This is a genomic window from Pigmentiphaga sp. GD03639 (assembly GCF_029845405.1).
GTDB classification, from domain to species: Bacteria; Pseudomonadota; Gammaproteobacteria; order Burkholderiales; family Burkholderiaceae_B; genus Pigmentiphaga; species Pigmentiphaga daeguensis.
The window spans coordinates 1-24,856 of sequence record NZ_JAOCLR010000027.1 but is presented as its reverse complement, the minus strand read 5'-3'; the positions used below and the strand labels follow the sequence as shown (position 1 = coordinate 24,856).

The following is a 24,856-nucleotide window of genomic DNA, read 5'->3' as shown; positions in this document are numbered from 1 at the left end:
GCGGTGCCAACTCGCCACTCGCCGCCGTCCTGCGGCACCGGAAACGGGCACGGGACGGCGAATCGCATGGCGGCACCAGGCCTTCGACGGCTACGGCTGCAACAGATGATCTGCAGCACGCGGTTGTACGAATCAGCAGCGGGGATCGGGGTACGCGCTAAGGGGAGGACGTGGAATTTGAACGTCAAACCTTACAATTATAGCTTATAGAACCTGTTATACGGAGGAACCGTGTCCAACCAGCTCGAAGCCCTGCGCCAGCATTCCGCCGTCGTCGCCGACACGGGCGACTTCGAAGCCATGCGGGCGTTCCGTCCCACCGACGCCACGACCAACCCTTCCCTGATCCTGAAGGCGGTGCAGAAGAGCGAATACCGGCCCCTGCTGGACCGGGTGGTGCGGGACCACGCGGGCGCTTCCACGGCCGAGCGGATGGACCGCCTGCTGGTGGCCTTCGGCCAGGCCATCCTGGACATCGTGCCGGGCCGGGTCTCCACCGAGGTGGATGCCCGCCTGTCCTTCGACACCCGCGCCACGGTCGAGCGCGCCCGCGCCATCATGGCGCTGTACGCCGCCGCGGGCATCCCCAGGGAACGGGTGCTGATCAAGATCGCCTCGACCTGGGAAGGCATCCAGGCCGCGCGCGTGCTGCAAAGCGAGGGGGTGCGCTGCAACATGACCCTGCTGTTCTCGCTGGAGCAGGCCATCGCCTGCGCCGAGGCCCGGGTGCAGCTGATCTCGCCCTTCGTCGGCCGCATCTACGACTGGCACAAGAAGAACCAGGGCGCGGCCTGGGACGAGGCGGCCAACGCCGGCAGCGCCGATCCGGGCGTGCAGTCGGTCCGGCGCATCTACGACCACTACAAGCGCGCCGGCGTCCCGACCGAGATCATGGGCGCCAGCTTCCGCAATGTCGGGCAGATCCTGGCGCTGGCCGGATGCGACCTGCTGACGATCAGCCCCGAGCTGCTGGGCCAGCTGCAGGCGGCCGACGGCGCGGTGCCCCGCCAATTGACGCCCCCCGGCAGCACCGTGCCGCCCGGAGCGCAACTGGGCGAGGCCGATTTCCGCTTCGCGCTGAACGAGAACGCGATGGCCACTGACAAGCTGGCCGAGGGCATACGGGCGTTCGTCGCGGATGTGCGCAAGCTGGACGGGCTGCTGGAAGCGGCCTGAACGGGCCGGCCGTCAAACAAGGATAAACGCCGGATGCCGTCCAGCGGACTTCGATGGCACAATTTGGCGGCCAGCCGTATGGCCGGCGCCAGCCAGGCATCCCGGCCGCATGCTATCCAGGGACACACTTGACCTCGCCATCCGCCTCTCCTCCCCTCCTGTCCGTCCGGCAGATCGCCGCGATGCTGCGCGCCCGCGCGCCCCTGGTCGCGGCCATCACCGCCACCTGCCTGGTGGCCGCGGCGGCGATCTCGCTGCTGCAGGCCTCCAAGTGGTCGGCCACGGCCAGCATCTATGTCGACTACCGCGAAAACGACCCCATCGCCGGCCGCAACTTCTCCGCGCTGCTCGACGACAGCTATCTCCAGACCCAGATCGACATGCTCAAGAGCCGGGCCATCGCCGAGAAGGTGGTGGACCAGCTGCATCTGGACGAAAGCGCCGATTTCCGTGAAGCGGCCAGCAAGGTGGGCGAGGCCCGGGCGCGGGACGGCCTCATCACCCGGATCATCAAGAACACCGAAGTCGCCAACAAGCGCGGCAGCCGGGTGCTGGAAGTCTCGTACACCGACCGCAACGCGGAATCGGCCCGCGCCCACGCCCAAGCCGTGGTCGACGCCTACATCGCCCTGAGCCAGAGCATCGCCAACCAGGCCGCTCGCGCGCGCACCGAGCAATACACCGCGCAGCTCGAGCAGTTGCGCGGACAGGTCGATGCGATCCAGGAAAAGCTCAGCGCCTACCAGCGCGAGACCGGCGTCATCGACCTGCCGAATTCGGAAAGCCTGGAGGAACAGCGGCTGCGGCAGATGCAGAGCGAACTGGCCGAGTACCAGGCCCAGCGGCAGCAGGCCACGGCGCAGCGCCAGACCACGCAGGCCATGATCCGCAACGGCCTGCGTCCCGACGAAATTCCCGAGATCGGCAGCCTGCCGGTCATCAACGCGCTGAAGGATCGCCTGAACGCCGTCAACCAGCGGTTGCTTGAAGTGCAGGCCACCCTGGGCGCCAACCACCCCACGGTCAAGAGCCTGCGCCAGGAGCAGCAGAACCTGAACGGCCAACTGGCCCGCGAATCCCGGGCGGCGGTGGACCGTCAGGCCAGCGACGCCTCGCGGGTGGCCCTGCAGGAAGCCTCGCTGCAAAGCGCCATCGAGGAACAGCGCAAGAAAGTCTTCGACCTGATGCAATACCGCGACCGGCTGGCGTCGTACCGTCAACAACTGGCGGGCGCCCAGCAGGTCTACAACGCCGCCGTGCAGAAGTACGACTCGCTGCTGATGGCCAGCAGCATCACCTTGCCCGGCGCGACCGTGTTGCGCCAGGCCGAGGCGCCCAGCGCGCCGTCCAATCCGGGCCTGCTGCGGTCCATGGCGCTGGGGGTACCCGTCGGCCTGGTCCTGGGCCTGATGTTGGCACTGGCGCTGGAACTGGCGTTCCGCCGCGTGCGCTGCGAGGACGACCTCACCCATGATCTCGGGCTGCCCGTGCTCGGCACCATCGGCGCCGTCGGAGCAAAAGCATGACGCCCCCCATTTCCAACGACCACGGCCGCCTGGGAGAACTGCTCCAGCAGGCCGGCATGCTTACGCCGGAACAGGTGACGCGCATCGCCGCGGCCCAGGCCGAACAGGGGCTGCGTTTCGGCGAAGCCGCGATCCGGCTCGGCCTGCTGACCGAGGAACAGATACGGACCGTGCTGGCGCAGCAGTTCCGCTACGCGATCTCGGCTTCGCCGCAATCGGGCGTATCGTCGACGCTGTCCATCGCCCATGCGCCCTTCGACTCCGAGGCCGAGGCCATCCGGCGGATCCGCACCCAATTGTCGCTGCGCTTCGGCGAGCAGCGCCGGATCGCCTTCGCCGTGGTCAGCCCGGATGACGGCGAAGGCAAGAGTTATCTGGCCGCGAGCCTGGCCATCGCCTTTTCCCAGGCCGGCCTGCGCACGCTCTACATCGACGCCGACATGCGGGGACCGGACCGGCCCAGCCTGCTGGGCGTGCGCCAGGCGACGGGACTGTCGACCATGCTGGCCGGCCGCGCGCATGCCGCGGCCAGCCCGCCCCTGCCCGACTTCCCGCTCCTGCAGGTCATCGACCGCGGGCCGCGCCCGCCCAACCCCACCGAGATCCTGGGCACCACGGGCCTGCGGCAACTGATGCGCGAGCTCGAGCAGCACATCGACGCCTTCGTCGTCGACACGCCCTCGGCCATCCTTTCCGCCGACGCGCAGATCATCGCGGGACAGGTAGGAGCCTGCGTGCTGGTGGCACGCCAGCACCGCAGTTCGCTCAAGGCCATGCGCGAAGCCACCGGCCAGCTGCGCAGCGCCGGCGTCGAGATCCTGGGCGCGGTCTACAACGAATTCGGGGGCGCCCGGGGGGCTTCGGCACGAAAACCGGGGCTTCGTTCGCGGAGTGCATGACTTGGACGGTCCGGCCCCGGCGCAGCGCCTCGATCACTTCCTGATCGGCGCGCTGGTCGCGCTCTGCTTCATCTGCTCGCTGGTGCCGACGACGTTCCAAATGGGCGAGCTCGGCCCCGAGGCGGGGCACCAGATCGCGGAAGGCTCGCTGCTCAGGCAGGTGCAGTTCGGCACCATTTTCCTCACGGCCGGCTGGCTGGCCTACCGCCATCCCGCGGAAGCGCTGGGCATCTTCCGGCGCATGAACCCGTTCCTGATCCTGCTGCTGATCTATTGCGCGGCCTCGATCGCCTGGTCGCCGGCCCCGAACGTCACCATCAAGCGCGTCGTGCTGCTGGGCGGACTGCTGCTGACGGGCATCGTCATCTCGCCCCCGATCGCGACACCGCGCCAGTTCTCCCACGCCCTGCTGGGCACGTTGTCGGCGCTGGTCGCGGTGTCCGCCTTCGTCGCCGTGGCGCTGCCGCATATCGGCGTCGATCTGTTCCTGGACGGCGCCTGGCGCGGCATCATGTGGCAGAAGAACCTGCTGGGCGCGGTGGCCGGGCTCTGCGTGATGCTGTGGCTGCGCGAGTGCATGGAAAGGCGCCTGCCCCTGGGCCGCACGGCGGCGGCCACGCTGTTCAGCATCTTCGTGCTGTACATGTCCAAGAGCACGACCTCCATGCTCGTGACCGCGGTCGGCATCGCCGTCTATCTCGCGCTGCGCCAGCGATGGGTACGAAACAGCCATGCGGGACTGATCGCCTCGCTGGTGGGGCTGTCGCTGCTGCTGGCCCTGACCTATCTCTTCTACATCGCGACCGGGCGCCTGCCCACCTGGCAGGACGTGATCGCGCCGATCGCCACGCTGCTCAACAAAAGCCCCGACCTGACCGGCCGCACCGAGATCTGGCGGCTGGTGCTGGCCGCCGCCAGGCAGCACCTGACCTTCGGCATCGGCTACGGCGCCTTCTGGATCGGGGAAGGCGGACCGGCCCAGTTCATCGCGGACGAGTTCGGCTGGATGCCGTCGCACGGACACAACGGCTACATCGACTTGCTGAACGAGCTGGGCATCGTCGGCCTCGTGCTTTTCATCGGGCTGCTGCTGTGGCACCTGGCGTCGCTGTTCCTGCTGATGCGCATCGATCGCGACGAGGCGGCCCTGCATCTGTCCATCCTGGTGCTGATGGTCATCAGCAACTTTTCGGAAAGCCAGTTCCTGCGCGACGTATCGCTGCAGAACATGGTGTTGGTCTTCTCGTCCGTCACCGTGTCGGCCCGGCTGCGGCTTGCCCGCCGGGACGCGCCATGCTGATGCCGCGCCTGGGGGCCTGGATGGTCGCCGCCGGCCTGTGCACGCTCGCGCCGGTCCCCATCGCGGCCCGGGAAGCGGCCCCGGCACCGTATCCCTACGCAATCGACGAGGATCGCCTGGGCGGGCCGCCCGACCAGTCCGCCCTCGACCGCCCGCTTTCCCCCGCCGACCGCATCGTCGCCCGGCAAGGCCACTTCTATGCCGTCGGCGCCGACGGCATCCCGGGAACGGCGGACGATCGCCGGGTCCGCCTGTTCGGCATCAACCTGAGCTTCGGCGCCAACTTTCCTCCCGCCGACCAAGCCCCCGCGCTGGCGCGGCGGCTGCGCAAGCTGGGATTCAACGCGGTCCGCCTGCACCATCTGGATTCGCTGCCGTCCAGCCCCGGCGCAGCCCCCATCGGCATCCTGACCGACGGTCCCTACCCCACCTTCCACACCGAGGCGATAGCGCGACTGCGGGCTTTGATCGACGCCCTGGCCCGCGAGGGACTGTACGTGAACCTGAACCTGCACGTAGGCTACCGGTTCCGGCCCGCCGTGGATGGACTGCCGCGCCTGGATGCCGGCCGGGACTCGACCTCGATCGCCTCGCCGCTGCACGTGTATGCCTCCGCCCTGGTCGACCGCCAGGAGGCCTACGCCCGCCAGTTGATCCGGCGGCTGGGCCTGAAAGGCCATCCCGGCCTGGCCATGGTGGAGATCAACAACGAGGCCTCGCTGCTGTGGTCGTGGACCCGGCGCGGCGCCTGGGCCGAGGCCAGGCAGCGCCACTACGCGCCCGAACTGGAGCGCCGCTGGCAGGCATGGCTGGCGGAACGCCACGGCTCGATCGAGGACGCGTGCCGCGCCTGGATCCATTGCCCGGGTGCCGCCTGGGCCGGCGCCCTGCCAGCGCCGGAGGATGAGGACGGCCCCAATGGGCCGCTGGATCTCGCTGCCCAGCGCATGGACCGGATGCTGCAGCGGCTGGGCGTCGACCGCGCGCCGGGACGCGTCGAAGCCCCTCGCAAGAAGCGCGATTTCGTCCAATTCCTGGCCGACACCGACGCGGCCTATTTTTCCCGGCTGCGTCGCGTAGTGCACGAGGAAACCGATCCGCGCGTGCCCGTCACCGGCACGCAGATGGCGTTCGGCGGCATCATGAATCTCTTCTCGCAGCGGGACATGGACTACGTGGACGAGCACGTGTACGTCGCCCACCCTGTCGCCGGCGGCGCGCAAGACCGGGCGGACGACTGGCGCATGACGGCCGCGAGCGCGTCGGGCTCGTCCGAGCTGTCCCGCCTGCTGGCCCTGTCGCTGCGGCGCGACGCCAACAAACCCTTCGTCGTCAGCGAATACAATCAGCCTTATCCCAACCCCGGCGGCTCCGCGATACTCCCCATCATGGCGACCCTCGCTTCGCTGCAGGACTGGGACGGGCTGTTCTTCTTCGACTACGCCGACCAATGGCCGCCGCCGGAGGGGCCGACGCGCTTCTCGCTGGCGGGGGACTGGGGCAAGCTGGCCCTGGCCGGACAAAGCGCCCTGCTGTTCCGCTCGGCGTATGTGCGGCCCCTGGCGCGCAGCCTCGATCTTCCCCTGCCCGAATCCGCCGCGCTCGACATCGCGCAGTCGACCGCGGCCGACGCGCTCGAACGCAGCGTCGAGCGCCGGCTGTCCGTCGTTCCCGCGCACGCGTGGTCGTTCCGGCTGGCCCAGGCGCCGGGCACCGACGATGCGTCCTGGACGCCTCCCCCGCCTCCTGGGCAGACCACGCCCGATGGACAGGTGCGCCACGATCCGGCGCAAGGACTCGTCATCGTCGATGCCCCCCAGGCGTGGGGGGTGTTCGGCCCGCTGGCCGGCCGCCTTTCCGCGGCGGGCAATTCAATTCGGCCCACCGGTCCCGCGGCCCCCCTGTCGCTGCTGCTGACGCCCCTGGATGGACGCGCCCTGGCCGAGTCCGGCCACATGCTGCTGACCGTGGGCAGCGCCACCGCCGGCAGGCAGCCGGGCTCTCAGCCTGCGCGTCCCAAGCGCGTGATCCCTTATCCCGGCAAGCCGGGGTGGATCACACTCGAACCCGATGCGGGCGCGGCGGGCCCGTCGGCGCCCCGCGCCACTCCAGGCCCCACCTGGCTTGCCCGCCATCCACTGGAACTCGAGATCGCCACGCTGGGCCGCCCGGTCGCCGTTCACCCACTGGATGGCGCGGGGCGGCGCATGGCGCCCCTGCCCACGGAGGCATCCGGAGACCAGGCCGTGCGCGTGCGCCTGTACGCCGTATCCGAGCAATCCAGCCCGTGGTTCGAGATCGTCCGTGGCACCGCCGGACAGGAGACCCGTCCATGAACTCACGCGATCTGCGCATCGAGACCTTGCGCGGCCTGGCCTGCATCCTGCTGGTCGCCTACCACGTGATCGGCGACGACGTACGCGGCCTGCGCCTGCCGGATGACGCGTGGCTGCGGTGGTTCTCCGACAGCCTGGTGTACCTGCGCATGCCGCTGTTCACCTTCCTGTCCGGCTACGTCTATGCCATGCGCCGGCCCGCCCAGGCCGGCGATTTCGTGCCCTTCTTCCGCGGCAAGGTGCGGCGGCTGCTGCTGCCGCTGCTGATGGTGGGACAGGTCTACCAGTACGTGCAGCGCCATGTCGGCGAAGTCAACGTCGAACACGGTGGCTCGTGGTTCCGGTTCATGTTCTACGCCTACGACCACTTCTGGTTCCTCCAGGCGCTGTTCCTGATCTTCATCATCATCTACGTCCTGGACGTCTCCGGGGCCGGCCGCAATCGCCGCTGGCTCTGGACGGCCACGCTGCTGGCCTTCCTGGTTCTGCCGCACATCCGGTTCGCCGCTGATCCGTTCTCGATCAACGGCGCGTTCTACCTGCTGCCCTACTTCCTGCTGGGCGTCGCGCTGCGGCGCACGCCGGGCCTGGACGCGCCCGCCTCGCTGCCGCGCTACTGGCTGCCCTGCGCGGCCGCCGCCCTGCTCGTCTGCCTCGTCTGGCACCAGGCCAGCCTGGCCGGCTGGAACGTTCCGCACCTGTCGGCCGACGCCCTGTCGGGGCAGTTGTACTCGGCCGTCAGCATCGCCTTCCTGTATGCGATCGCCTGGCAATGGAAACCGCTGGTGCGCATAGGCGGCTACTCCTATTCCATCTACCTGTTCCATGTGTTCGGCACCGCCGGCTGCCGCATCCTGCTCACCCACCTGAACGTGCACGAACCGGTGGTACTGTTCGCCTGCGGCCTGGCCTCCGGCATCCTGCTGCCGATCCTGCTGGAGACCGTGCTCGACCGCTGGGGCATCACCCGGCTGCTGTTCCTGGGCAAGGCCTATGTCCGCGGCGGCTCCGCCCGCCGCACCGGAGTCCAGCATGAATGAGCCGCCCCGCATCGCGGTCTGTATCGCCACCTACCGGCGCGCCGAACGCCTGGACGCGCTGCTGGGCGATCTTGCCGGGCAGACGCTCGCGCCGGTCCAGGTGGTCGTGGTGGACAACGATCCGGCCGGCAGCGCCCGGGCCGTGGTCGAAGCGCGCCGGGCGACGTTTCCGGCGCCCCTGGTCTACGACGTCCAACCGGAAAAGAACATCTCGCTGACCCGCAACCGCTGCGTCGCCCATGCGCGCGCGGACTGGCTGGCCTTCGTCGACGACGATGAACGCGTGGGTGCGACGTGGCTGCAGACGCTGCACGCCGCCGCCCGGGACCATGCTGCCGACGGCGTGCTAGCCCCCGTGGTGCCGGTCGTACCCACGGACGCACCGGCCTGGATCCGGCGTGGCGGGTTCTACGACGGCCCCCGGATGGCGACGGGCTCGGTCGTGCCGCTGAACGTCATGCGCATAGGCAACGCCCTGATCGCCACGCGGTGGCTGGCCGGCCAGGAGGCGACGGGGCCGTTCGACCCCTCGTTCGGGCTCACCGGCGGCGAGGACGGCGATCTGCTGATGCGGCTGGTGGGCCAGGGCGCGCGGATTGTCTGGTGCGACGAGGCGGTGGCCACCGAGGACGTGGTGCCGTCCCGCCTGCGCCTGAAATGGATCCTGGCGCGCGCCTTGCGCGGGGGCCAGGACTACGCCCGCCACTTCCTGGAAGGCAAGCTGGGTGGCCTCGGGCCGGCGCACAAGCTGCTGTTCTTCGCCCGCGCGCTGGCGCAGGCGCTGGCCGCGCTGCTGCTCGCCCTGGTCACGCTGCCTGCCGGCATGCATCGCAGCGCGCACTGGCTCGCACGCGCCTGCGCCAACGCCGGCAAACTGTCCGTGCTCGCGGGCTGGCATTATCGCGAATATGCCTGAGGATCCATTCGTGGGACTGATCTATCTGCTTCTTTGCCTGGCGGCGGTTCCCGCCACCGTTTCCTGCCTCTACCTGGGCCTGATGACGCTGCTGTCGTGGCGGGCGCCCATACCGCAGCCGGCGTCGCGCTCGCTGCGTTTCGACATCCTGGTCCCCGCCCACAACGAGGCCGCCGTGATCGAGCGCACGGTCGCCAGCCTGCTGCGGATCGACTGGCCGGCCGACCGCATGCGCGTCGTCGTGATCGCCGACAACTGCTCCGACGATACCGCGCGGCTGGCCGCCGCCGCGGGCGCCACGGTGATCGAGCGCCGCGACGACACGCTGCGCGGCAAGGGCTATGCGCTGGCCCACGGCATCGCCCACAGCGCCGCCGGACAATGGGCGGACGCCATCGCCGTGGTCGATGCCGATACCGTGGTCTCGCCCAACTTCCTGTCGGCCTTCGCCGCCCGCATCGAACGCGGGGCACAGGCCCTGCAGGCCAACTACGGCGTGCTGAATCCCGACGACTCCTGGCGCACGCGCATCATCACCATCGCCTACGGCGCCTTCCACGCGGTCCGCGGCCGCGCCCGGGAACGGCTGCGCGTCTCCTGCGGCCTGCGCGGCAACGGCATGGGCTTCACCCACGAACTGCTGCGCGACCATCCGTTCCGCTCGGTCTCGCTGACCGAGGACCTGGAACAGGGCATCGTCCTGGGCCTGGAAGGCATCCGCGTCTGGTACGTGGACGAGGCCCACGCCGATGCCGAACTGGTGGCCACGGGATCGGCCTCCGTCTCGCAACGCCAGCGCTGGGAAGGCGGCCGCTTCGCGGTCATCCGGATCTATACCGGCAGGCTGCTGCGCGCCGGACTGACGCGGCCGGACCGCATCTGCCTGGACCTCGCGCTGGACCTGCTGACCCTGCCCATCGGCTACGTCGCGCTGGAAATCGGCGCCCTGCTCGCGCTCGCGCTGCTGGCCGCGCTGGTCACCCCGGCCGCTTGGGCCTGGGTGGGCTGGGCGATCCTGATGGGCATCATCCTGGGCGCGCACATCCTGCGCGGCTGGCAACTGGGACCGCTGGGCCCCCGGGCGCTGCTCGATCTGGCGCGGGCGCCTTTCTTCGTGTTGTGGAAACTCCATGCGCTGCTGCGCCGGCGTGGGGAACAGGGCTGGGTCAAGACCCGGCGCGACGGGCAATGACGGGCGCGCCGTTCTCATCCCGGCTGGTACGGCTGTTCGGCAGTTCGATCGTCGACCAGGCACTGCTGTCCGGCGCCAATTTCCTGGTCGGACTGATCCTGATCCGCTACGCCAGCGAAACCCAATACGGATACTACGTGCTGGCCTTCAACGGCATGATGCTGGCCACCACGCTGCAAGGCACGTTCATCTCGACGCCACTGGTGATACGCCTGCCCGGCCTGGACGCCGATGCGCGCCGGTCATGGATAGGCGGCCTGTGGCGGGACCAGCGGCGCTGGACCGCGGCCGGCAGCGCCGTGGCGCTGGCCGCCATCGCACTGGCGTGGGCGACGGGCGCGCTGCAGCCCGACGCCCTGCCCGTCTGCATCGCGGCGGTCGCCCTGCTGGCCGCCGCGACCTACCGGGAATATTTCCGCGGCATCCTGCTCGTCTACCAGCGGCCGCACGCGGTCCTGGCCGCCGATACGGTCTATGTGGTAGGCCTGATCGCGGCAGGACTGCTGGCCATGCACCAGCCCATCGCCGCGACGATCGCGCTGGGCGGCGCCGCGCTGTCCGCGCTGGCGTGCGGCCGGTTGCTGCGCCGCGCGCTGCGCCAGGACATGGATGCCGACGCCCCCCCGGGCCGCATGCGCGAGATCGCCCGCGTCGGATTCTGGGCGGCCTCGGGCGGCGTCATCTATTGGCTGTTCAACCAGGGCTACAGCTTCCTGGCCGCGGCCACGCTGGACCTGGCGGCCGTGGCCGCGCTGGCCGCGTCCCGGCTCGTCATGATGCCAGTGAACCTGGTTACGGCCGGCGTGCAGAAGCAATTGACGCCCGTCGCCTCGGGCTGGCTGCACCAGCTCGGGCCACGCGCGACCTTCCGCCGCCTCGCGCTGTTCTCCGCCATCCTGGGGGCGATGACGCTGGTCTACCTGGGCACCGCCTGGCTGCTGCGCGACTGGATCTTCATCGATCTGATGCGCAAGGATTTCGCGCAGCGCGACGTGCTGTTCCAGCTCTGGGCCGCCGTGTTCCTGGTCATGTCGCTGCGGGACCCGCTGATGCTCCTGTTGCTGCTGCGGCAGCGGCTGCGCACGCTGACCGCCATCACGCTGGGATCGGCACTGCTGTCGCTGGCGATCTGCCATGCGGCGATGCTGCGCTGGGGCGCCACCGGCGCCCCCTTCGGCGTGCTGTGCGGCGAGCTGTTCTATATCGCCGCCGTCCTGGCCTGCACGCGCGCCGAGATGCGCCGCGCCGAACCCGTGGCCGGCACGAAGGAGGTCCTGCCGTGAACCGGGCCATCCCCATCCTGATGTACCACCAGATCGACGCGATGCCGCCGGCGGGCACGCCCTTCCGGCATCTTACGGTCACGCCCGGCGCCTTCGCCGCGCAGATGCGCTGGATGCGGCGCCTGGGCTATCGCGGCCTGTCGATGCGGGACTTGCAGCCCTACCTGTCGGGCGAACGACTGGGCCGGGTATTCGGGATCACCTTCGACGACGGCTATCTGAACGTGCTGCGCCACGCGCTGCCCGTGCTGCGCGAAGCCGGGTTCACCGCGACCAACTACGTGGTGGCCAGCCGCGTGGGCGGGACCAACGACTGGGATGCCGCGCACGGCATCCGGCAGGTCCCGCTGATGTCGGCCGACGAGCTGCGGCAATGGATCGAGGCGGGCCAGGAGATCGGCTCGCATACGACCGACCACGTGGACCTGACCCGGCAGGAGCCGGAGCAGGCGCGCGCGCAGATCGCCGGATCCCGCCAGCGGCTGCAGGCCCTGACGGGTCAGGCCGTCGATGCCTTCTGCTTCCCCTATGGGCGCTACGACGAGCGCCACGTCGACCTGGCGCGCGAGGCCGGCTATCGCAATGCGACCACCATCCGGCGCGGGCGCGCGCGGCCGGGAGGCGACGCCTGGCAACTGCCCCGGATCACGGTGGACGGCACGGCCGGCGTAGCGGCCTTCCTGGCGCAGATGCTGACGCCCTACGAAGACTGGCGGGCGGGCTGGCAACGGTTCAAGCAGGCAAGGACACGTGCGCATGGCTGACCCGACCGTGCTTCCGGCACCGCGCCACGCGCACATCGACGTCGCCAAGGGGATAGGCATCGCGCTAGTGGTCCTGGGCCACGGCTGGTGGCTGTTCGACTCGCGCCCCCGGTTGCTCGATGTCATCACCTCGTTCCACCTGCCCATCTTCCTGTTCCTGTCGGGTGTCCTGCTGCGCCCGGGGCGCTCGTGGGCGACGTTCGCGGCGGGCCGGGCCCAGGCCCTGCTCAAGCCGTATTTCACGGTGCTGCTGGCGCTGGCCGTGGCGGCGGTGGCGCTGCGCGGCCAGCGCTTCGCCGACCGCGCCGCCGCCATGCTCTACGGCAACGGCGAGACGCTGACCTGGATCCCGATGTGGTTCCTGCCGTACACGTGGCTGGTCATGCTGGCGGCCTACTGGCTGATCCAGCGGCGTGCGGTGACCGGGCACGCGGCGGTGCGCACGGCGCTGCTGCTGGCGCTGGCCTGGGGCGGTGCGCTGGCCGTCCCCCTGGCCTGGGACCTGCCGGTATCGTTGTTCGGCCAGGAGATCGTCGTGCGCGGCCTGCCCTTCAGCGTCGACCTGGTGCCCATAGGCTGCTTCTTCATGTTGCTGGGCTACGCCTTGCGCGTCTACGTGCTGGCCGACACCGGCCGGTGGGTGCGCATCGCGTGCTGGGCAGCCCCCGCCATGTTCCTGGCCTGGCATGTCCTGGTGCCCGCCTCGCTCGACCTGAACCTGCGGCGCTACGACGATCCGCTGCTGTCCACGGTGGCGGCCCTGGTCGGCATCGCCGGCACGCTGGCCGCGGCTCGCGCCCTGGCCCGGGCGCCCGGGCTGGGTCCGATGCTCGGCTACCTGGGCAAGGCTTCGCTGTTCATCCTGATCTTCCATCAGCCCGTGCAGGCCGCCGCCTGGCAAGCGCTTCATCCATCGCTGGGCACCCCGGGCGCGGCCCTGCTGGCCTGGCTGGCCGGCCTGGCGGTCCCGACCCTGTTTTTCGCCGCGGCGGGCCGCATCGCCCCGCTGCGCGCCCTGCTGCTGCCCGCCCCGCGCACCGCCGGGCCGGACGCGCAAAGGAACTGAACATGGAAATCCGCTCCATCCAGCACTTGCGGGCGATCGCGGCGCTGATGGTCGTCGTCTTCCACCTGCATCCGCAACTGGCCCGCATGGGCTACGAGGGCACCTGGCCCGACTGGCTGTCCAACGGCGTGGACATCTTCTTCGTGATCAGCGGCTTCATCATGTGGACCACGACGGCCGGCCGCGCGGTCACGCCCATGGACTTCTACCGCCGGCGCATCGTCCGCATCGTGCCGCTGTACTGGCTGATCACCTCCTTCGTCGTGGCGATCATGCTGGCGGCGCCCCACCTGCTGCAGACCGCGCGCTTCGACCTGCCCCACGTGCTGGCCTCGTATGCCTTCATCGCCTGGCCATCCCCGGCTGGCCATGTGGAACCCGTGCTGGTCCCGGGGTGGACGCTGAACTACGAGATGTTCTTCTATCTCCTGTTCGGACTCGCCCTGCTGCTGCCCGAACGGCGCCGGCTGGCCGCCACGGGCCTCGTGCTGGCGGCGCTCGCGGCGGTGGGCTGGTGGCTGCGGCCGTCCTCGCCCGCGGCGGGCTTCTATACGTCGGACATCATGCTGGAGTTCCTGGCCGGCATGGTGCTGGGCCAGGCCTATGCCGGCGGCCGATGGCCGGCGCGCAGCGCGGCGGGGTGGCTGCTGATGCTGGCCGGCCTCGCGCTCCTGGCCGGATCGGGTGCCTGGCCCGCCGGTACGTCGCGCCTGCTGCAGGCGGGGCTGCCCTCGATCCTGATCGTGGCCGGCGCCCTGGCGATCGAGCGCGCGGGCGCCACCCCGGGGTGGCCGCTCCTGCATCGCGTGGGCGATGCCTCGTATTCGCTGTACCTGATCCATCCGCTGGTGCTGTCCGCGCTGTCGCAAGCCTGGCGCAAGGCAGGCCTGGGCGGCACGACGGCGGGCATGGCGGCTTTCTGCCTGGTCGCGATCGCCGTCTCCACCCTGGCCGGGCTCGCCTGCCACCGGCTGGTCGAACGGCCGCTGGGACAGCGGCTCACGCGCCGGCGACTGCCGGCAGTCCGCGCTACGACAGGTTGAGGCGGTCTTTCAGCAGCCGCCACAGGCGGCGCGAACGACGGTTGGCCTGGCGCTGCGCGCTCCAGTCGATCATGCTGTCATTCATGTCGTAGTCGCCGCGCTGCGCCTCGGGCACGTCGCCCGATTCCACCGCCGCGATCAGCTCCGGCAGCCGGCGATAGAACTCGTCGCTGCGATACGGAGGGTGCAGCGACCACATGCCCGGCGCCGTCCCCAGGAAGTCCACCCGGTACAGGCCGTGTTCGCGCAGCACTTCGCCCAGGATGACCTCGGCCTCGCGCGCGATGGGCGGGTTGCCCAGCAGATGCGATTTGATCCGGTTCGCCAGTACCGGCGGCGTCAACGGCAGGACGCCCACCTTGTCGCGCAGCTTCTGCTGGTCCATCACGAACACTCGGGTACTGGCATGCTGGAACCGGTAGGCCAGGCCCAGCTCGGGCCGGTCCAGGCGTTCTGCGCCTTCCCCATGGCCGAAGATCCGCCCATCCTCCCGGGGCGGCCCCGGCAGCGGACCCGCGAGCAGCACGTCGGCATCCCCGTCGAGCAGGCGCACCGCTTCCTCGACCCACTGCCGGCTGGCCCCGCCGAACAGCATGTCGCCGTCGAAATGGACCACGTACCGCGCCCGCGCCTCCAGCAGGCCATGGAAATAGGCATAGAACGGTCCGCCGTCCCAGGCCTTGACCGGAATGTCGTCCCGGCCGAAGTAGGTGTGGGCCACTTCCCGGCGGGTTGCGGGGCGATAGTCGACCTCGTGCCAGGATACGCGCGGATCCCGGGCCCGCAGTTCGTCGACGATGGCACGCAGGGCCGCCAGGTTCTCATCGAAGCCGGCGCCGCGATATCGTCCCGCGCGGCTGCGGTGGACGTCGATGCTGACGACGAAGCGGTCGACCATCGGCCCCCACACCCGCAGTTGGTGGGCCAGCAGGTGCCGGGCATGGCGCACGTCCATCGGGTACATGCTGATCTGGACCGCCACGCGGTAGGGATAGGCCACGTCAGTTCCTCGCTTCTTCCGTTTGCCCGGGCCGGCTCGCCAGGGATTCCGCCAGGCCGGCCTCAAGGGTAGTCCATTGCATGCCGAGCACCTGTTCCGCGCGCCGCGCGTCCAGGCGGATGTCCTGCTGCCACAACCGCAGCAGCGCGGGCGAGATCACGGGCGGCAGCCCGCGCAGGCCGGCCTTGCCGCCGGCGATCTCCAGTATCTTCAAGGGCGGCGCCAGCAGCTTGCCCTCCAGCTTGAGCCGCCGCGCGGGAATGCGCCGCACGGGCACGGCGCCCATGGCACGCGCCAGGCGCATGAAATAGACGTTCCAGCTGGGGGCTTGCGCCATCGCGAGGTTGAACGGCCCCTCCGCGCCCCGCCGCAGCATCGAGGCGGTCGCGGCCACAACGTCGTCGACGTGGACGAGGTTGCTGCATCCGTCGCCGGCCGGCCCGAGATCGCCCAGGCGGCGGGCACGCAACAGGCGCACGATGCGCTCGGTCCATTGCGGACTACCCGCGCCGTAGATGCAGCCGGGCCGCAGGATGCCGACCTGGGGCACGCCGGCCAGCAGCGCCTCCGCCCGGATCTTGGCGCCGCCATAGGACTGGTCCGGCAGGCTGGCGAACGGATGATCCTCGTCCACCCTGCCGACGGCGTCGCCATAGACCGCCATCGAACTGAAATGCACGATGCGCAGCGGCCGCGAGCGCGACGCCTGTACCTCGGCCAGCGCGCGGGCCGTGGCCACCATGGCGTCGGCGCTGCCTGCCACGCAGTTGACCACGGCATCCACGCCGGCCGCCGCCTGGGTCAGCGACCCGGTGTCCGTGGCTTCGCAGAAAACCGTCTCGATGTCGCCCGAGGCCGGCTTGCGGCGCGTCGCGGCCACCGGCTCGGCCCAATCGGAGGCATGCAGCGCGGCGGCAAGCCGGCGGCCGACGTAGCCGGTGGCGCCCAGGATCAGGACACGGGTCTTCATGCGGGACTCCCAGGGTCGGCCGGCTCGCCGCCGGCATGCCTTGCCTGCAGGTGCCGCGCCAGGCGCAGCGCCAGCGCGACGAGGGTCAGGGTGGGGTTGGCCTGGCTGGACGTCGGGAATACCGCCGCTCCGGCCACGTACAGGTTCCGTACTTCGTGGACGCGGCAGTTCCTGTCGACCACGCTGGTGCGAGGATCGTCGCCCATGCGCGCCGTGCCGATGTGGTGGCCGCCATAGGCGCCGTAGCGCGTCATCTCCCGCTCGACCTCGCCGGGATCGTAATCGAATTCACCTATGCCCGAGTCGCGGATGTCGGCCGCCAGCAAGGCCAGGGACTTCTGCACCGTCGCCACGTCCTGGCGCGTGTAGCGCCAGTCGACGTGCAGCCGCCGCATGCCGAGTTCGTCGACGGACGTGCCCAGCGTCACCCTGCTTTCCGGATTGGGCTCCTGCTCGGCGTGGAAATCCAGGCTGTAGCGCTGGGACCGGGGATAGACGATGATGGACGGGAACTTGCGGGCGGCCAGGGTCCTGTCGCGCAGCCAATGCCACAGGAACCCCGCCACCGACGGCACGCCCCGTAGCACGTTCAGGCCGTGCCGCAGCCAGGCGCCCACGGTGACCCGCTCGTCGCCATGCAGGCGCCTGGCGTACTCGTAGGGCACGAAAGCCCGGGCCAGGAACAGCAGCGACAGGATGGCGGTCCCGTGCGCGGGATCGGTGATCCTGGGGTGATGCAGGCGGGCGACGAAATTGCCGATGCCCTGCTCGCGCTGGACCTCGGCCCGCAGGGCCAGCCGCCGCCGGCAATACGTGCCGTCGTCGGCGACGTCGTAGCCGTGCCACGCCCGACGGGGCGGCGCCAGCACGATGTTCCCTATGGTGCCGGCCAGGTGGCACATGTAGTAGCGGCCCACGACGTCGTGCGCGTTGCCCACGCCGCGCCCCGTGCGGCCGGGACTGTTCAGCAGCAGCCGGACCACTTCCAGCCCCCCGGCCGCCAGCACCACGCTGCCCGCCGCCACGGTGAATGCCTTGCCGTCCAGCGCCCTGGCCTCCACGTGCCGGATCGCCTCGCCGGACTCGTCCATCTCCAGCCGGGTCACGTTCGCGTGCAGGATGACGCGCAGGTCCGTCGCCGTTCGCAAACGCTGCAGGTAGCGCCCGCCGAAATCCGTGGGACAGCTGAACCGCTCCAGGGTGTGAGTGGAAAAATGCGTTTCGACGAAGCCCTCCAGCATGGGCTTGCGCGGTCCCGCGAAGGCTTCGTCGATCGTATAGGCATAGTCGCCGGCCTCGCACCAGGCGTTGGCCGCGGGATAGTAGGGAGCCAGGTCCTCGGGGCCGATGGGCCAGCCGCTGCCGACGATGTACGGCCGGGCCTCGAAGTCGATGGGATCCAGGGGCATGCATCGCCCGCCCCAGATCGTGGTCGAGCCGCCCAGTTGCCGCTGGCGATAGCGATCGAGCGGGCTGTGCAGCGCGGCGTCTTCGACCGTACCCTCGTACAGGGCCTGCGTACGCGGTTCGGGCTCCTGCCCCCCCGCCTCCAGCACGATCACGTCCAGGCCGGATCCGGCCAGCGTCAGGGCCATGGCGATGCCGGCCGCGCCGGCCCCCACGATACAGATGTCCGCGTGCAGCCGGGCGTCCTGCGGCAGCGCGTTGGCGTCGAGCAACATGGAGGGCCTCAGGGAAAGGAAATCGTCATTGGTCGCACAGCCGGGTATCCAGATAGCGAGGCGCGTCGCACTCCTCGCGCATGTACAGGCGCGACGGACGCGGCGAGCCATTGTCGTACATCAGGGTGATGCCGGCGCGGACCACCGTGCCGCCGTAGCCCGGATACCCCGCCCCGCTGACGCGCTCGCGCCAGCCGTCCAGGGTCAGCAGGACCCGCGGGTTCACCTGCCATTCCAGGCGCGGCCCCACGCGCCAGCTCATGGTCTCGGACGTGCCGCCCGCGCCGATGCGATAGTTCTTCTGCCGCTCGCGCACGACGTTCAGCGACAACCAGGTCTTCTCGCCCGCCTGCCAGCGCATGCTCACCCGGCCGCCGGTCAGGGTGGAGTACAGCGTGGAGGGATCTTCCTCGTTGCCGAACGGCCGGTGCCACAGGTGGACGTGGAACGCGGTCTTCGCCGAGTAGTCCCAGTAGCCGCGCAGCTCGGCGGTGACGAAATCCACGTTGCGGTCGGTCAGCGTCGCGTACCGGCGCTGGCGCCAGCCCGCGTAGCCTTCGAGGGCGGTCCTGGCACTGTAGTGATAGATGCTGTTCAGGAAGAACTCGGTGTCGGTGTAGGCCCGGTCCAGCTGCTGTATCTGCAGCGGCGTGCGGTCGGGATAGCTGCTGCGCACCCGCGACACCCCGGCCATCACGTAGGAATTGTCCCGCCCCATGAGGTGGGCGGCGATCTGCACCTGGCTGTCGTCCCGGTTGTACAGCTGCTGGTTCAGCGCGAACTCGTTGCGCGAGGACGTGCGCGACACGCTCAGGATCGGCAGGGTCAGCGACTCGGTCACGCGCAGGCCGATGTCGGCATTGAATACCCGCTGCTTGAGCAGGTCGCGCTCGGGCCAGCTGCTGGCCATGTAGCGGTTGAGCCGCACCCGGTCGGAAACCGAGGCGCTGCCCTGGAGCAGGTCCCCCGCGCGCCACTGCAAGGTGGTCTTGAACGCGTGGGGATGGTGGTCGAGCTGCCCCTGGTCCCGGTAGTCGACGTTGCCGAAGGCCGCCGAGGCCAGGAGCCGCGTGCGTTCGGACGCCAGGGGGATGATCGCGGCCGCGCGCACTTCATCGCCCACGGCGAGGTCGCCGTGCCGCCTGTCCCCCGCCGTGTCAGGCAGGCGATAGGGGTTGCTGACCTGCTGGATCAGGCGCGAGATCTGGACCGAGTATTCGATCCCTTCGGGGAAGACCGGCGCCCCCGCCCCCAGGCCGCGCCGCGTCAAGGGCGCCTGGCCGCCGTCCGCGCCCACGCCGCGGGAAGGCGCCGGCGCCGCCACCAAGACGGGCGGCTCGACCGCCTTGGGCGCCACGGCGCCCACGGTCTTGGCGATGACCGCGTCGATCACCGCATCGGCGTCGGGCTGCTCCGCTCCCACGGGCCGGGCGGCGCACAGCAGCGCGGCCGCCGCCAGCGGTATTGCCGGTTGCCAGACAGAGGAACGCTGGTGCGCGCGCAAGCCCGCTCCGGCTAGAAGAAGCGTTCGTCGACGTAGATGACGTCGCCGGGAGCGACCGGATCGTCCAGGTTGACGCGCTGCTTGCGTTGCTCGCCCGTGCCGGGATCCGGGCGGCTGATGCTGATGCGCCGTTCGGAGGCCCGCTGCGTCAGCCCTCCGGCCAGCGACAGCGCGCGCATCACGTTCAGGCCCCGCTCCATGGGATAGGCGCCCGCCCGCGTGACTTCGCCGTAGATGTAGAAAACCTTGGCCTGTGGCACGTAAACGACGTCGCCGGCCTGCAACGGCAGATCTTCGACGGGGCGCTCGGGCAGGCTCTTGTTGCCGATGAGCAACTCCATGCGGCGCTGGCCGCCCTGGGCCTGGCTGTCCTTGCGCAGGACGACCGCCACGTCGTCGGCGTTGTCCTTCAGGCCGCCGGCCTGGGCCAGCAGCTCCAGCAGCGTCAGGCTGCCTTCGATGGGATAGCGGCCGGGCTTGGCGACGCTGCCGAGAATGGAAGCCATCCGGCTGCGGATCCGCAGCACCTCGATGGCCACCTGGGGATCGTTCAGGTATCCACGCTGCCTCAGTCCGTCGGCGATCCGTTTGGCGATGGCCGAGGGCGCCTCACCCCCGACGGCCATGTCGCCCAGGAAAGGCACCACGATATGTCCCTGGACGTCGATGGTGACCTGGGCGGCCAGTTCGGGCTGGCCATACACGGTCAGGTACAGCGTGTCGCCGGGCCCCACCGTGGCGACGGCCCCCCCCTCGACCTCGGAGGGAACGATGGTCGCGGGCGCCAGGCGTCCGGGATGAGGCATCTCATCGGCAGCGTAGGCGGCGCCAAGCGCCAGCCAAGCCATCAGCGCACCCAGCACCTTGGGCAGACATGTACGAAATTGCCTCAAAACTACTCCATTGAAGTCGCGAAACGCCCGCTAAAATCATCATGCCGATTATAGAGGGGGGATAAGGGACGGACCGCAGGTGCGACATTCTCGCAGAACAGCGCGGCAAAGGAACAGCAAACAACTCCAAGCCGGGAAATAACGCCGGCAATTTTTTGTAGCATTCTCCCCGCATCCCTTCAGCCCGGCGCTTACCTCCCGTCCTTACATCGACATGCCTACACACCCTGCCCAGCCCGATATCGTCCGGATGCGGCTTTTCGACCTGGACATCATCGCGGCGTCGTTTTCCGAGGCCGTGGCGATCCTGACCGACGCCGTCGCCAGCCGGCGCGGACCGGCGGGCATCGTGTCGACTCCCAACGTCGATCACGTGGTGCGCCTGGACAAGCAACCCGATCTCCAGCCCATCTACCGCCAGGCCGACTACCTGTTCGCCGACGGCATGCCCATCGTCTGGGCCAGCCGACTGCTGGGCCGGCCGCTGCCCGAGCGCGTGACGGGCTCGGACCTGTTCGTGGCGCTCTGCCGGCAGGCGGTCGCCCATGGCTGGAAGATCGCGATACTGGGCGGCATGCCGGGGGACGGTCCCATGCTGGAAAGCCGGTTCGCGGCCACCTACCCCGGCATCGACGTCACGGTGATGACGCCGTCGATGCGGTTCGACCCGCTGGGCGACGAAGGCCGCGAAGCCGCGGACCGCATCCGCGCCCTGGCGCCCGACCTCGTCTTCGTCTGCCTGGGCATGCCCAAGCAGGAAATCTGGGCCGGCCGCTATGCCGCCACCCTGCCTCACGGACTGGTGCTGTGCGTGGGCGCCGCCATGGAGTTCGCCATCGGCCTGCAGCGGCGCGCGCCCCGGTTGGTCCAGCGGATGGGCATGGAATGGCTTTGGCGGCTGCTTAGCAATCCCGGACGGCTGTGGCGACGCTATCTGAAGGAAGACCCCCGGTTCTTCGCCATCTGCTGGCGGGAATATCGCTCCGGCGTTCGCGGACGCTGACAGGAAACCCCCATGGCCACCAGCCGCCTTCCCTCCCACCAGCGCATGTTCTACAGCATGGCCGCCATCGGAGCAGCCGCGATCGCGCTGCTCTGCCATGCCGCCACCAGCCTCTATTTCGGGCGCCAGCCCTCGAACGAGGACGGGCCGCTGCTGCTCGTCATCGCGGTGGCCACCGGCATCGCCTACTACCGCTTCGAGCAACTGCTCAGCACCCGCACCATGGCCTTCATGCTGTGGCGCGCCATCCTGACCTGGTCGCAGGTGGTCATGGTGACGCTGCTCGCCTTCATCCTGCTGCCCATCGAGCACCGCAACCTGGGCCGGGAAATCCTGCAGGCCTGGGCCTTCCTGACCCCGGTGGCGCTGCTGCCGGGCCTGGCGCTGATGCGGCTCAGCGCGCAGCACCTCTACGGCGCGAGCCAGTACGTGCGCCGCGCCATCTTCATCATGCCCGGCTTCCAGGCCCAGACCCTGGCGATCCGGCTGCGCCGCTCGCCGGCCATGGGCATCCTGGTGGATGGATACTTCGACGACACAGAGCGGCCCGAGCCGCTGGAGTCGCTTCCCTACCTGGGCGACCTGCCCCAGGCCGTCGAACACCTGAAGGAACAGAAATCCAACGTCGCCTTCATCAGCATGACGCTGATGAAGACCCCGTACGCGCAGCCCATCCTGAACCAGCTGGGCGACTCGACGTCGGCCATCTATCTGGTCCCGGAATCTCCCGCGCTGGGCGACTTCGAGGTCAGCGTCAGCAACATGGCCGGCGTGCCGCTGCTGCGCCTGCACGACACCCAGATCCTGGGCATCGCGCGAGGCATCAAGCGCAGCATGGACCTGCTGTTCGCCAGCCTGATGCTGCTCGCGGCGGGCATCCCCATGCTGGTGATCGCGGCCCTCGTGCGGCTGAGTTCACCCGGCCCCGTGCTGTTCCGCCAGACGCGCTACGGCCTGGCCGGCGAGCCGATCCAGGTCATGAAGTTCCGGTCCATGTACACCCACCAGCCCGATCCGGGCAAGATCCGCCAGGCCACGCGCGGCGATCCCCGCATCACTCCCGTGGGGAGGATCCTGCGCCGCACGTCGCTGGACGAGCTGCCCCAGTTGTTCAACGTTTTCAACGGCAGCATGAGCCTGGTCGGTCCGCGGCCGCACGCCGCGGAACACAACGAGTTCTACCGGCAGCAGATACGCGGCTACATGCTGCGCCACACCGTCAAGCCGGGCATTACCGGCTGGGCGCAGGTCAACGGCCTGCGCGGCGAGACCGACACGCTGGACAAGATGATGAAGCGGGTGGAGTACGATCGCTACTACATCCAGCACTGGTCGCCCTGGCTGGACATCCGTATTCTTTTCATGACCTTGCGCCTGGTCGTCCATGACAGCAAGGCCTACTGACGACAGCCTCCATGCCCGATACCCCCGCCACCCAGCGACTGATGGAAGTCGAGATCAAGCTCGCCTTCATGGAAGACCTGGTGGAGCAGTTGAACGAACTCGTCTTCCGGCAGCAGCAGCAGATCGATGCGCTGGCGCGCGAGCTGGCCAGGGTCCGGGAACAGAGCGCGCAGGGGCCGGCCGCGCCGGCCTCGCTGCGCGACGAAATCCCTCCGCACTACTGAAAGGAACGGAAAAGCGCGCCTATGGCGCGCGGCGGTCCATCAGGGCCCAGGCAATGGTGCCGGCATCGACGTATTCCAGCTCGCTGCCGGCGGGCACCCCGCGCGCCAGCCGGGTCACGCCCAGCCCTTGCGCGCGCAGCAGCTCGGCAAGATAGTGGGCGGTGGTCTCGCCTTCGGTCGTGAAATTGGTGGCCAGGATGACCTCCTTGACCTGGCCGTCGGCGGCGCGCTCGAGCAGGCGGTCGAAGCCGATCTCGTGCGGCCCCACGCCCTCGAGCGGGGACAGCCTGCCCATCAGGACGAAATACAGCCCGTTGTAGCTGTGGCTGGCCTCGATCATGTTCTGGTCGGCCGGCGTCTCGACCACGCACAACAGGCTGGCATCGCGGCGGGGACTGGCGCAGGTCTCGCAGATCTCGGATTCGGTGAAGGTATTGCAGCGCGCGCAATGGCGCAGCCGGTCGACGGCGTCGCCCAGGGCCTGGCCCAGCATGCGGGCGCCGTGCGGGTCGTGCTGCAGCAGGTGGTAGGCCATGCGCTGCGCCGACTTGGCGCCCACTCCCGGCAGGCGCTTGAGGGCATCGACCAGCACCGACAACGGCGCCGGCCCGACGAATCGATCGCCTGCCATTCCCGTCCCGCTTAAAAGGGCAGCTTCATGCCCGGAGGCAGGGGCAGGCCGGCGGTCAGCGCGGACATCTTTTCCTGGCTCGTGGCCTCGGCCTTGCGCAGCGCGTCGTTGAACGCGGCGGCCACGAGGTCCTCCAGCATGTCCTTGTCGTCGGCCAGCAGGCTGGGATCGATGGCGACGCGCTTGACGTCGTTGCGGCAGGACATGGTCACCTTGACCAGGCCGCCGCCCGAGGCGCCCTCGACGAGCATGTCGGCCAGCGCTTCCTGGGCCTTCTTCATGTTTTCCTGCATCTGCTGCGCCTGGCGCATCAGACCGGCAAGCTGTCCTTTCATCATGGCTGGGTTCCTTGTTTGGATTCGGAAGATACCGGGCGGATCGAGTCGGGTACGATCTGGCCGCCGAAACTGTCGAGCAATTCGCGTACGAAGGGATCGGCCATGATCGCGCGCTCGGCCTCGGCCTGGCGCGCCTGGCGCTCGGACTCGGCCACCGCGAACGCGGTGGCGTCGCCGGTCTGGCCGATCTCGAAGCGCAGCCGCACGGGCAAGCCGAAATGCTGCTCGAGCACTGTGCGTAGGCGTTCGACCCCCGCGCCTTCGGCCAACCCGCGGGTCGCGACCTTCAACACGACGGTGCCGCCTTCGACGCCCACCCACTCGCTTTGCTGCGCGAGCTGGGCGGCGATGCCCTTGATGGGCAGCCGAGCCGCCAGCACGGGCCACGGCTCGTTCAATGCAATCGGGCCGCCGGCCGCGCCCGCGGCGTCTTCGCCGCGCGGGGGCTCGGCCCGGGCCACGGTGGGAACCGGCGCGGCGGGAGCTTCCCGCTCCACCGGCGGCGCCTCTTCCTGCAGCCCGGCCTCGATCTCCGAGTGCCAGGCAGGCGGCCCGTCTTCGTCGGCCCCCGCCCCTTCCGGGGGCGAGGCCGGAGCAGCCGCCGGCGCGGTCCGCGCCGTATTGCCGGCCGGCCGGGCAGGCGCCGAGGCCGGCGCACGCTTGTTG

General features: G+C 69.7%; 23 protein-coding genes. 15 read left to right on the top strand and 8 right to left on the bottom strand.

Annotated elements, in window-relative coordinates:
- Positions 1 to 231 precede the first annotated feature (231 nt).
- From tal to N5K27_RS22715, 12 genes are all read left to right on the top strand, one after another.
- A complete protein-coding gene (gene tal / locus N5K27_RS22770; protein ID WP_279819163.1) occupies positions 232 to 1,176 on the top strand; it encodes a transaldolase in 945 nt (314 codons plus the stop codon).
- A 128-nt stretch (positions 1,177 to 1,304) separates the two neighbouring features.
- Positions 1,305 to 2,702, top strand: a complete 1,398-nt coding sequence (locus N5K27_RS22765) for a GumC family protein (RefSeq protein ID WP_165963082.1) — start codon at positions 1,305 to 1,307, stop codon at positions 2,700 to 2,702.
- Positions 2,699 to 3,601, top strand: a complete 903-nt coding sequence (locus N5K27_RS22760) for a polysaccharide biosynthesis tyrosine autokinase (protein WP_087839722.1) — start codon at positions 2,699 to 2,701, stop codon at positions 3,599 to 3,601. Before N5K27_RS22765 ends, N5K27_RS22760 begins: the two co-directional genes overlap by 4 nt.
- 1 nt (position 3,602) lies before the next feature.
- The gene (locus N5K27_RS22755; protein ID WP_087839723.1) at positions 3,603 to 4,901 is read left to right on the top strand and encodes an O-antigen ligase family protein; all 1,299 of its coding nucleotides are present in this window, start codon (positions 3,603 to 3,605) and stop codon (positions 4,899 to 4,901) included.
- Entirely contained in the window at positions 4,895 to 7,237 is a 2,343-nt protein-coding gene (locus tag N5K27_RS22750) for a beta-galactosidase (RefSeq protein WP_279819156.1), read from the top strand. Before N5K27_RS22755 ends, N5K27_RS22750 begins: the two co-directional genes overlap by 7 nt.
- Positions 7,234 to 8,277 carry an acyltransferase gene (locus tag N5K27_RS22745; protein WP_279819154.1) on the top strand — a complete coding sequence of 348 codons (1,044 nt, stop codon included), beginning with the start codon at positions 7,234 to 7,236 and terminating at the stop codon, positions 8,275 to 8,277. Before N5K27_RS22750 ends, N5K27_RS22745 begins: the two co-directional genes overlap by 4 nt.
- Positions 8,270 to 9,193 (top strand): glycosyltransferase family 2 protein, encoded by a 924-nt coding sequence (locus tag N5K27_RS22740; RefSeq protein ID WP_279819151.1) that lies wholly within the window; start codon positions 8,270 to 8,272, stop codon positions 9,191 to 9,193. Before N5K27_RS22745 ends, N5K27_RS22740 begins: the two co-directional genes overlap by 8 nt.
- Before the next feature lie 10 nt (positions 9,194 to 9,203).
- The gene (locus tag N5K27_RS22735; RefSeq protein WP_279819148.1) at positions 9,204 to 10,385 is read left to right on the top strand and encodes a glycosyltransferase; all 1,182 of its coding nucleotides are present in this window, start codon (positions 9,204 to 9,206) and stop codon (positions 10,383 to 10,385) included.
- The gene (locus N5K27_RS22730) at positions 10,382 to 11,668 is read left to right on the top strand and encodes a capsular biosynthesis protein (RefSeq protein WP_176400774.1); all 1,287 of its coding nucleotides are present in this window, start codon (positions 10,382 to 10,384) and stop codon (positions 11,666 to 11,668) included. Before N5K27_RS22735 ends, N5K27_RS22730 begins: the two co-directional genes overlap by 4 nt.
- A complete protein-coding gene (locus tag N5K27_RS22725) occupies positions 11,665 to 12,432 on the top strand; it encodes a polysaccharide deacetylase family protein (protein ID WP_243724437.1) in 768 nt (255 codons plus the stop codon). The genes N5K27_RS22730 and N5K27_RS22725 overlap by 4 nt, the downstream gene beginning before the upstream one ends.
- Entirely contained in the window at positions 12,425 to 13,498 is a 1,074-nt protein-coding gene (locus tag N5K27_RS22720; protein WP_279819140.1) for an acyltransferase family protein, read from the top strand. Before N5K27_RS22725 ends, N5K27_RS22720 begins: the two co-directional genes overlap by 8 nt.
- A gap of 2 nt (positions 13,499 to 13,500) precedes the next feature.
- On the top strand, positions 13,501 to 14,541 hold the full coding sequence (locus tag N5K27_RS22715) for an acyltransferase (protein WP_279819138.1): 1,041 nt from the start codon (positions 13,501 to 13,503) through the stop codon (positions 14,539 to 14,541).
- Here N5K27_RS22715 and N5K27_RS22710 read toward each other — a convergent pair.
- The 5 genes from N5K27_RS22710 to N5K27_RS22690 are packed head-to-tail and all read right to left on the bottom strand — an operon-like array spanning position 14,528 to position 20,590.
- Positions 14,528 to 15,541: a capsular biosynthesis protein gene (locus N5K27_RS22710; RefSeq protein WP_087839729.1), complete on the bottom strand. Its 1,014-nt coding sequence runs from the start codon at positions 15,539 to 15,541 to the stop codon at positions 14,528 to 14,530. The genes N5K27_RS22715 and N5K27_RS22710 overlap by 14 nt on opposite strands.
- A 1-nt stretch (position 15,542) precedes the next feature.
- A complete protein-coding gene (locus tag N5K27_RS22705; protein ID WP_279819135.1) occupies positions 15,543 to 16,511 on the bottom strand; it encodes an NAD-dependent epimerase/dehydratase family protein in 969 nt (322 codons plus the stop codon).
- Positions 16,508 to 18,193, bottom strand: coding sequence for a GMC family oxidoreductase (locus tag N5K27_RS22700; RefSeq protein ID WP_132979356.1), 1,686 nt, complete (start codon positions 18,191 to 18,193; stop codon positions 16,508 to 16,510). The genes N5K27_RS22705 and N5K27_RS22700 overlap by 4 nt, the downstream gene beginning before the upstream one ends.
- A gap of 25 nt (positions 18,194 to 18,218) precedes the next feature.
- A complete protein-coding gene (locus N5K27_RS22695) occupies positions 18,219 to 19,697 on the bottom strand; it encodes a hypothetical protein (protein WP_087839732.1) in 1,479 nt (492 codons plus the stop codon).
- A gap of 11 nt (positions 19,698 to 19,708) precedes the next feature.
- Entirely contained in the window at positions 19,709 to 20,590 is an 882-nt protein-coding gene (locus tag N5K27_RS22690) for an SLBB domain-containing protein (protein WP_132979357.1), read from the bottom strand.
- Between the two features lie 214 nt (positions 20,591 to 20,804).
- On the opposite strand from N5K27_RS22690, the gene N5K27_RS22685 reads away from it, so the two are divergent.
- The 3 genes from N5K27_RS22685 to N5K27_RS22675 are packed head-to-tail and all read left to right on the top strand — an operon-like array spanning position 20,805 to position 23,221.
- A complete protein-coding gene (locus tag N5K27_RS22685) occupies positions 20,805 to 21,593 on the top strand; it encodes a WecB/TagA/CpsF family glycosyltransferase (protein ID WP_087839734.1) in 789 nt (262 codons plus the stop codon).
- A gap of 12 nt (positions 21,594 to 21,605) precedes the next feature.
- The gene (locus N5K27_RS22680) at positions 21,606 to 22,997 is read left to right on the top strand and encodes an undecaprenyl-phosphate glucose phosphotransferase (RefSeq protein ID WP_279819130.1); all 1,392 of its coding nucleotides are present in this window, start codon (positions 21,606 to 21,608) and stop codon (positions 22,995 to 22,997) included.
- A gap of 11 nt (positions 22,998 to 23,008) precedes the next feature.
- Positions 23,009 to 23,221 (top strand): SlyX family protein, encoded by a 213-nt coding sequence (locus N5K27_RS22675; protein ID WP_087839735.1) that lies wholly within the window; start codon positions 23,009 to 23,011, stop codon positions 23,219 to 23,221.
- 19 nt (positions 23,222 to 23,240) lie between these two features.
- Here N5K27_RS22675 and recR read toward each other — a convergent pair whose 3' ends face one another.
- The 3 genes from recR to N5K27_RS22660 all read right to left on the bottom strand — a co-directional run.
- Entirely contained in the window at positions 23,241 to 23,852 is a 612-nt protein-coding gene (gene recR, locus N5K27_RS22670) for a recombination mediator RecR (RefSeq protein ID WP_087839736.1), read from the bottom strand.
- An 11-nt stretch (positions 23,853 to 23,863) separates the two neighbouring features.
- On the bottom strand, positions 23,864 to 24,190 hold the full coding sequence (locus tag N5K27_RS22665; protein ID WP_087839737.1) for a YbaB/EbfC family nucleoid-associated protein: 327 nt from the start codon (positions 24,188 to 24,190) through the stop codon (positions 23,864 to 23,866).
- The coding region (locus N5K27_RS22660) for a DNA polymerase III subunit gamma/tau C-terminal domain-containing protein (RefSeq protein ID WP_279819125.1) at positions 24,187 to 24,856 on the bottom strand (670 nt) is incomplete at its 5' end. The genes N5K27_RS22665 and N5K27_RS22660, both read right to left, overlap by 4 nt.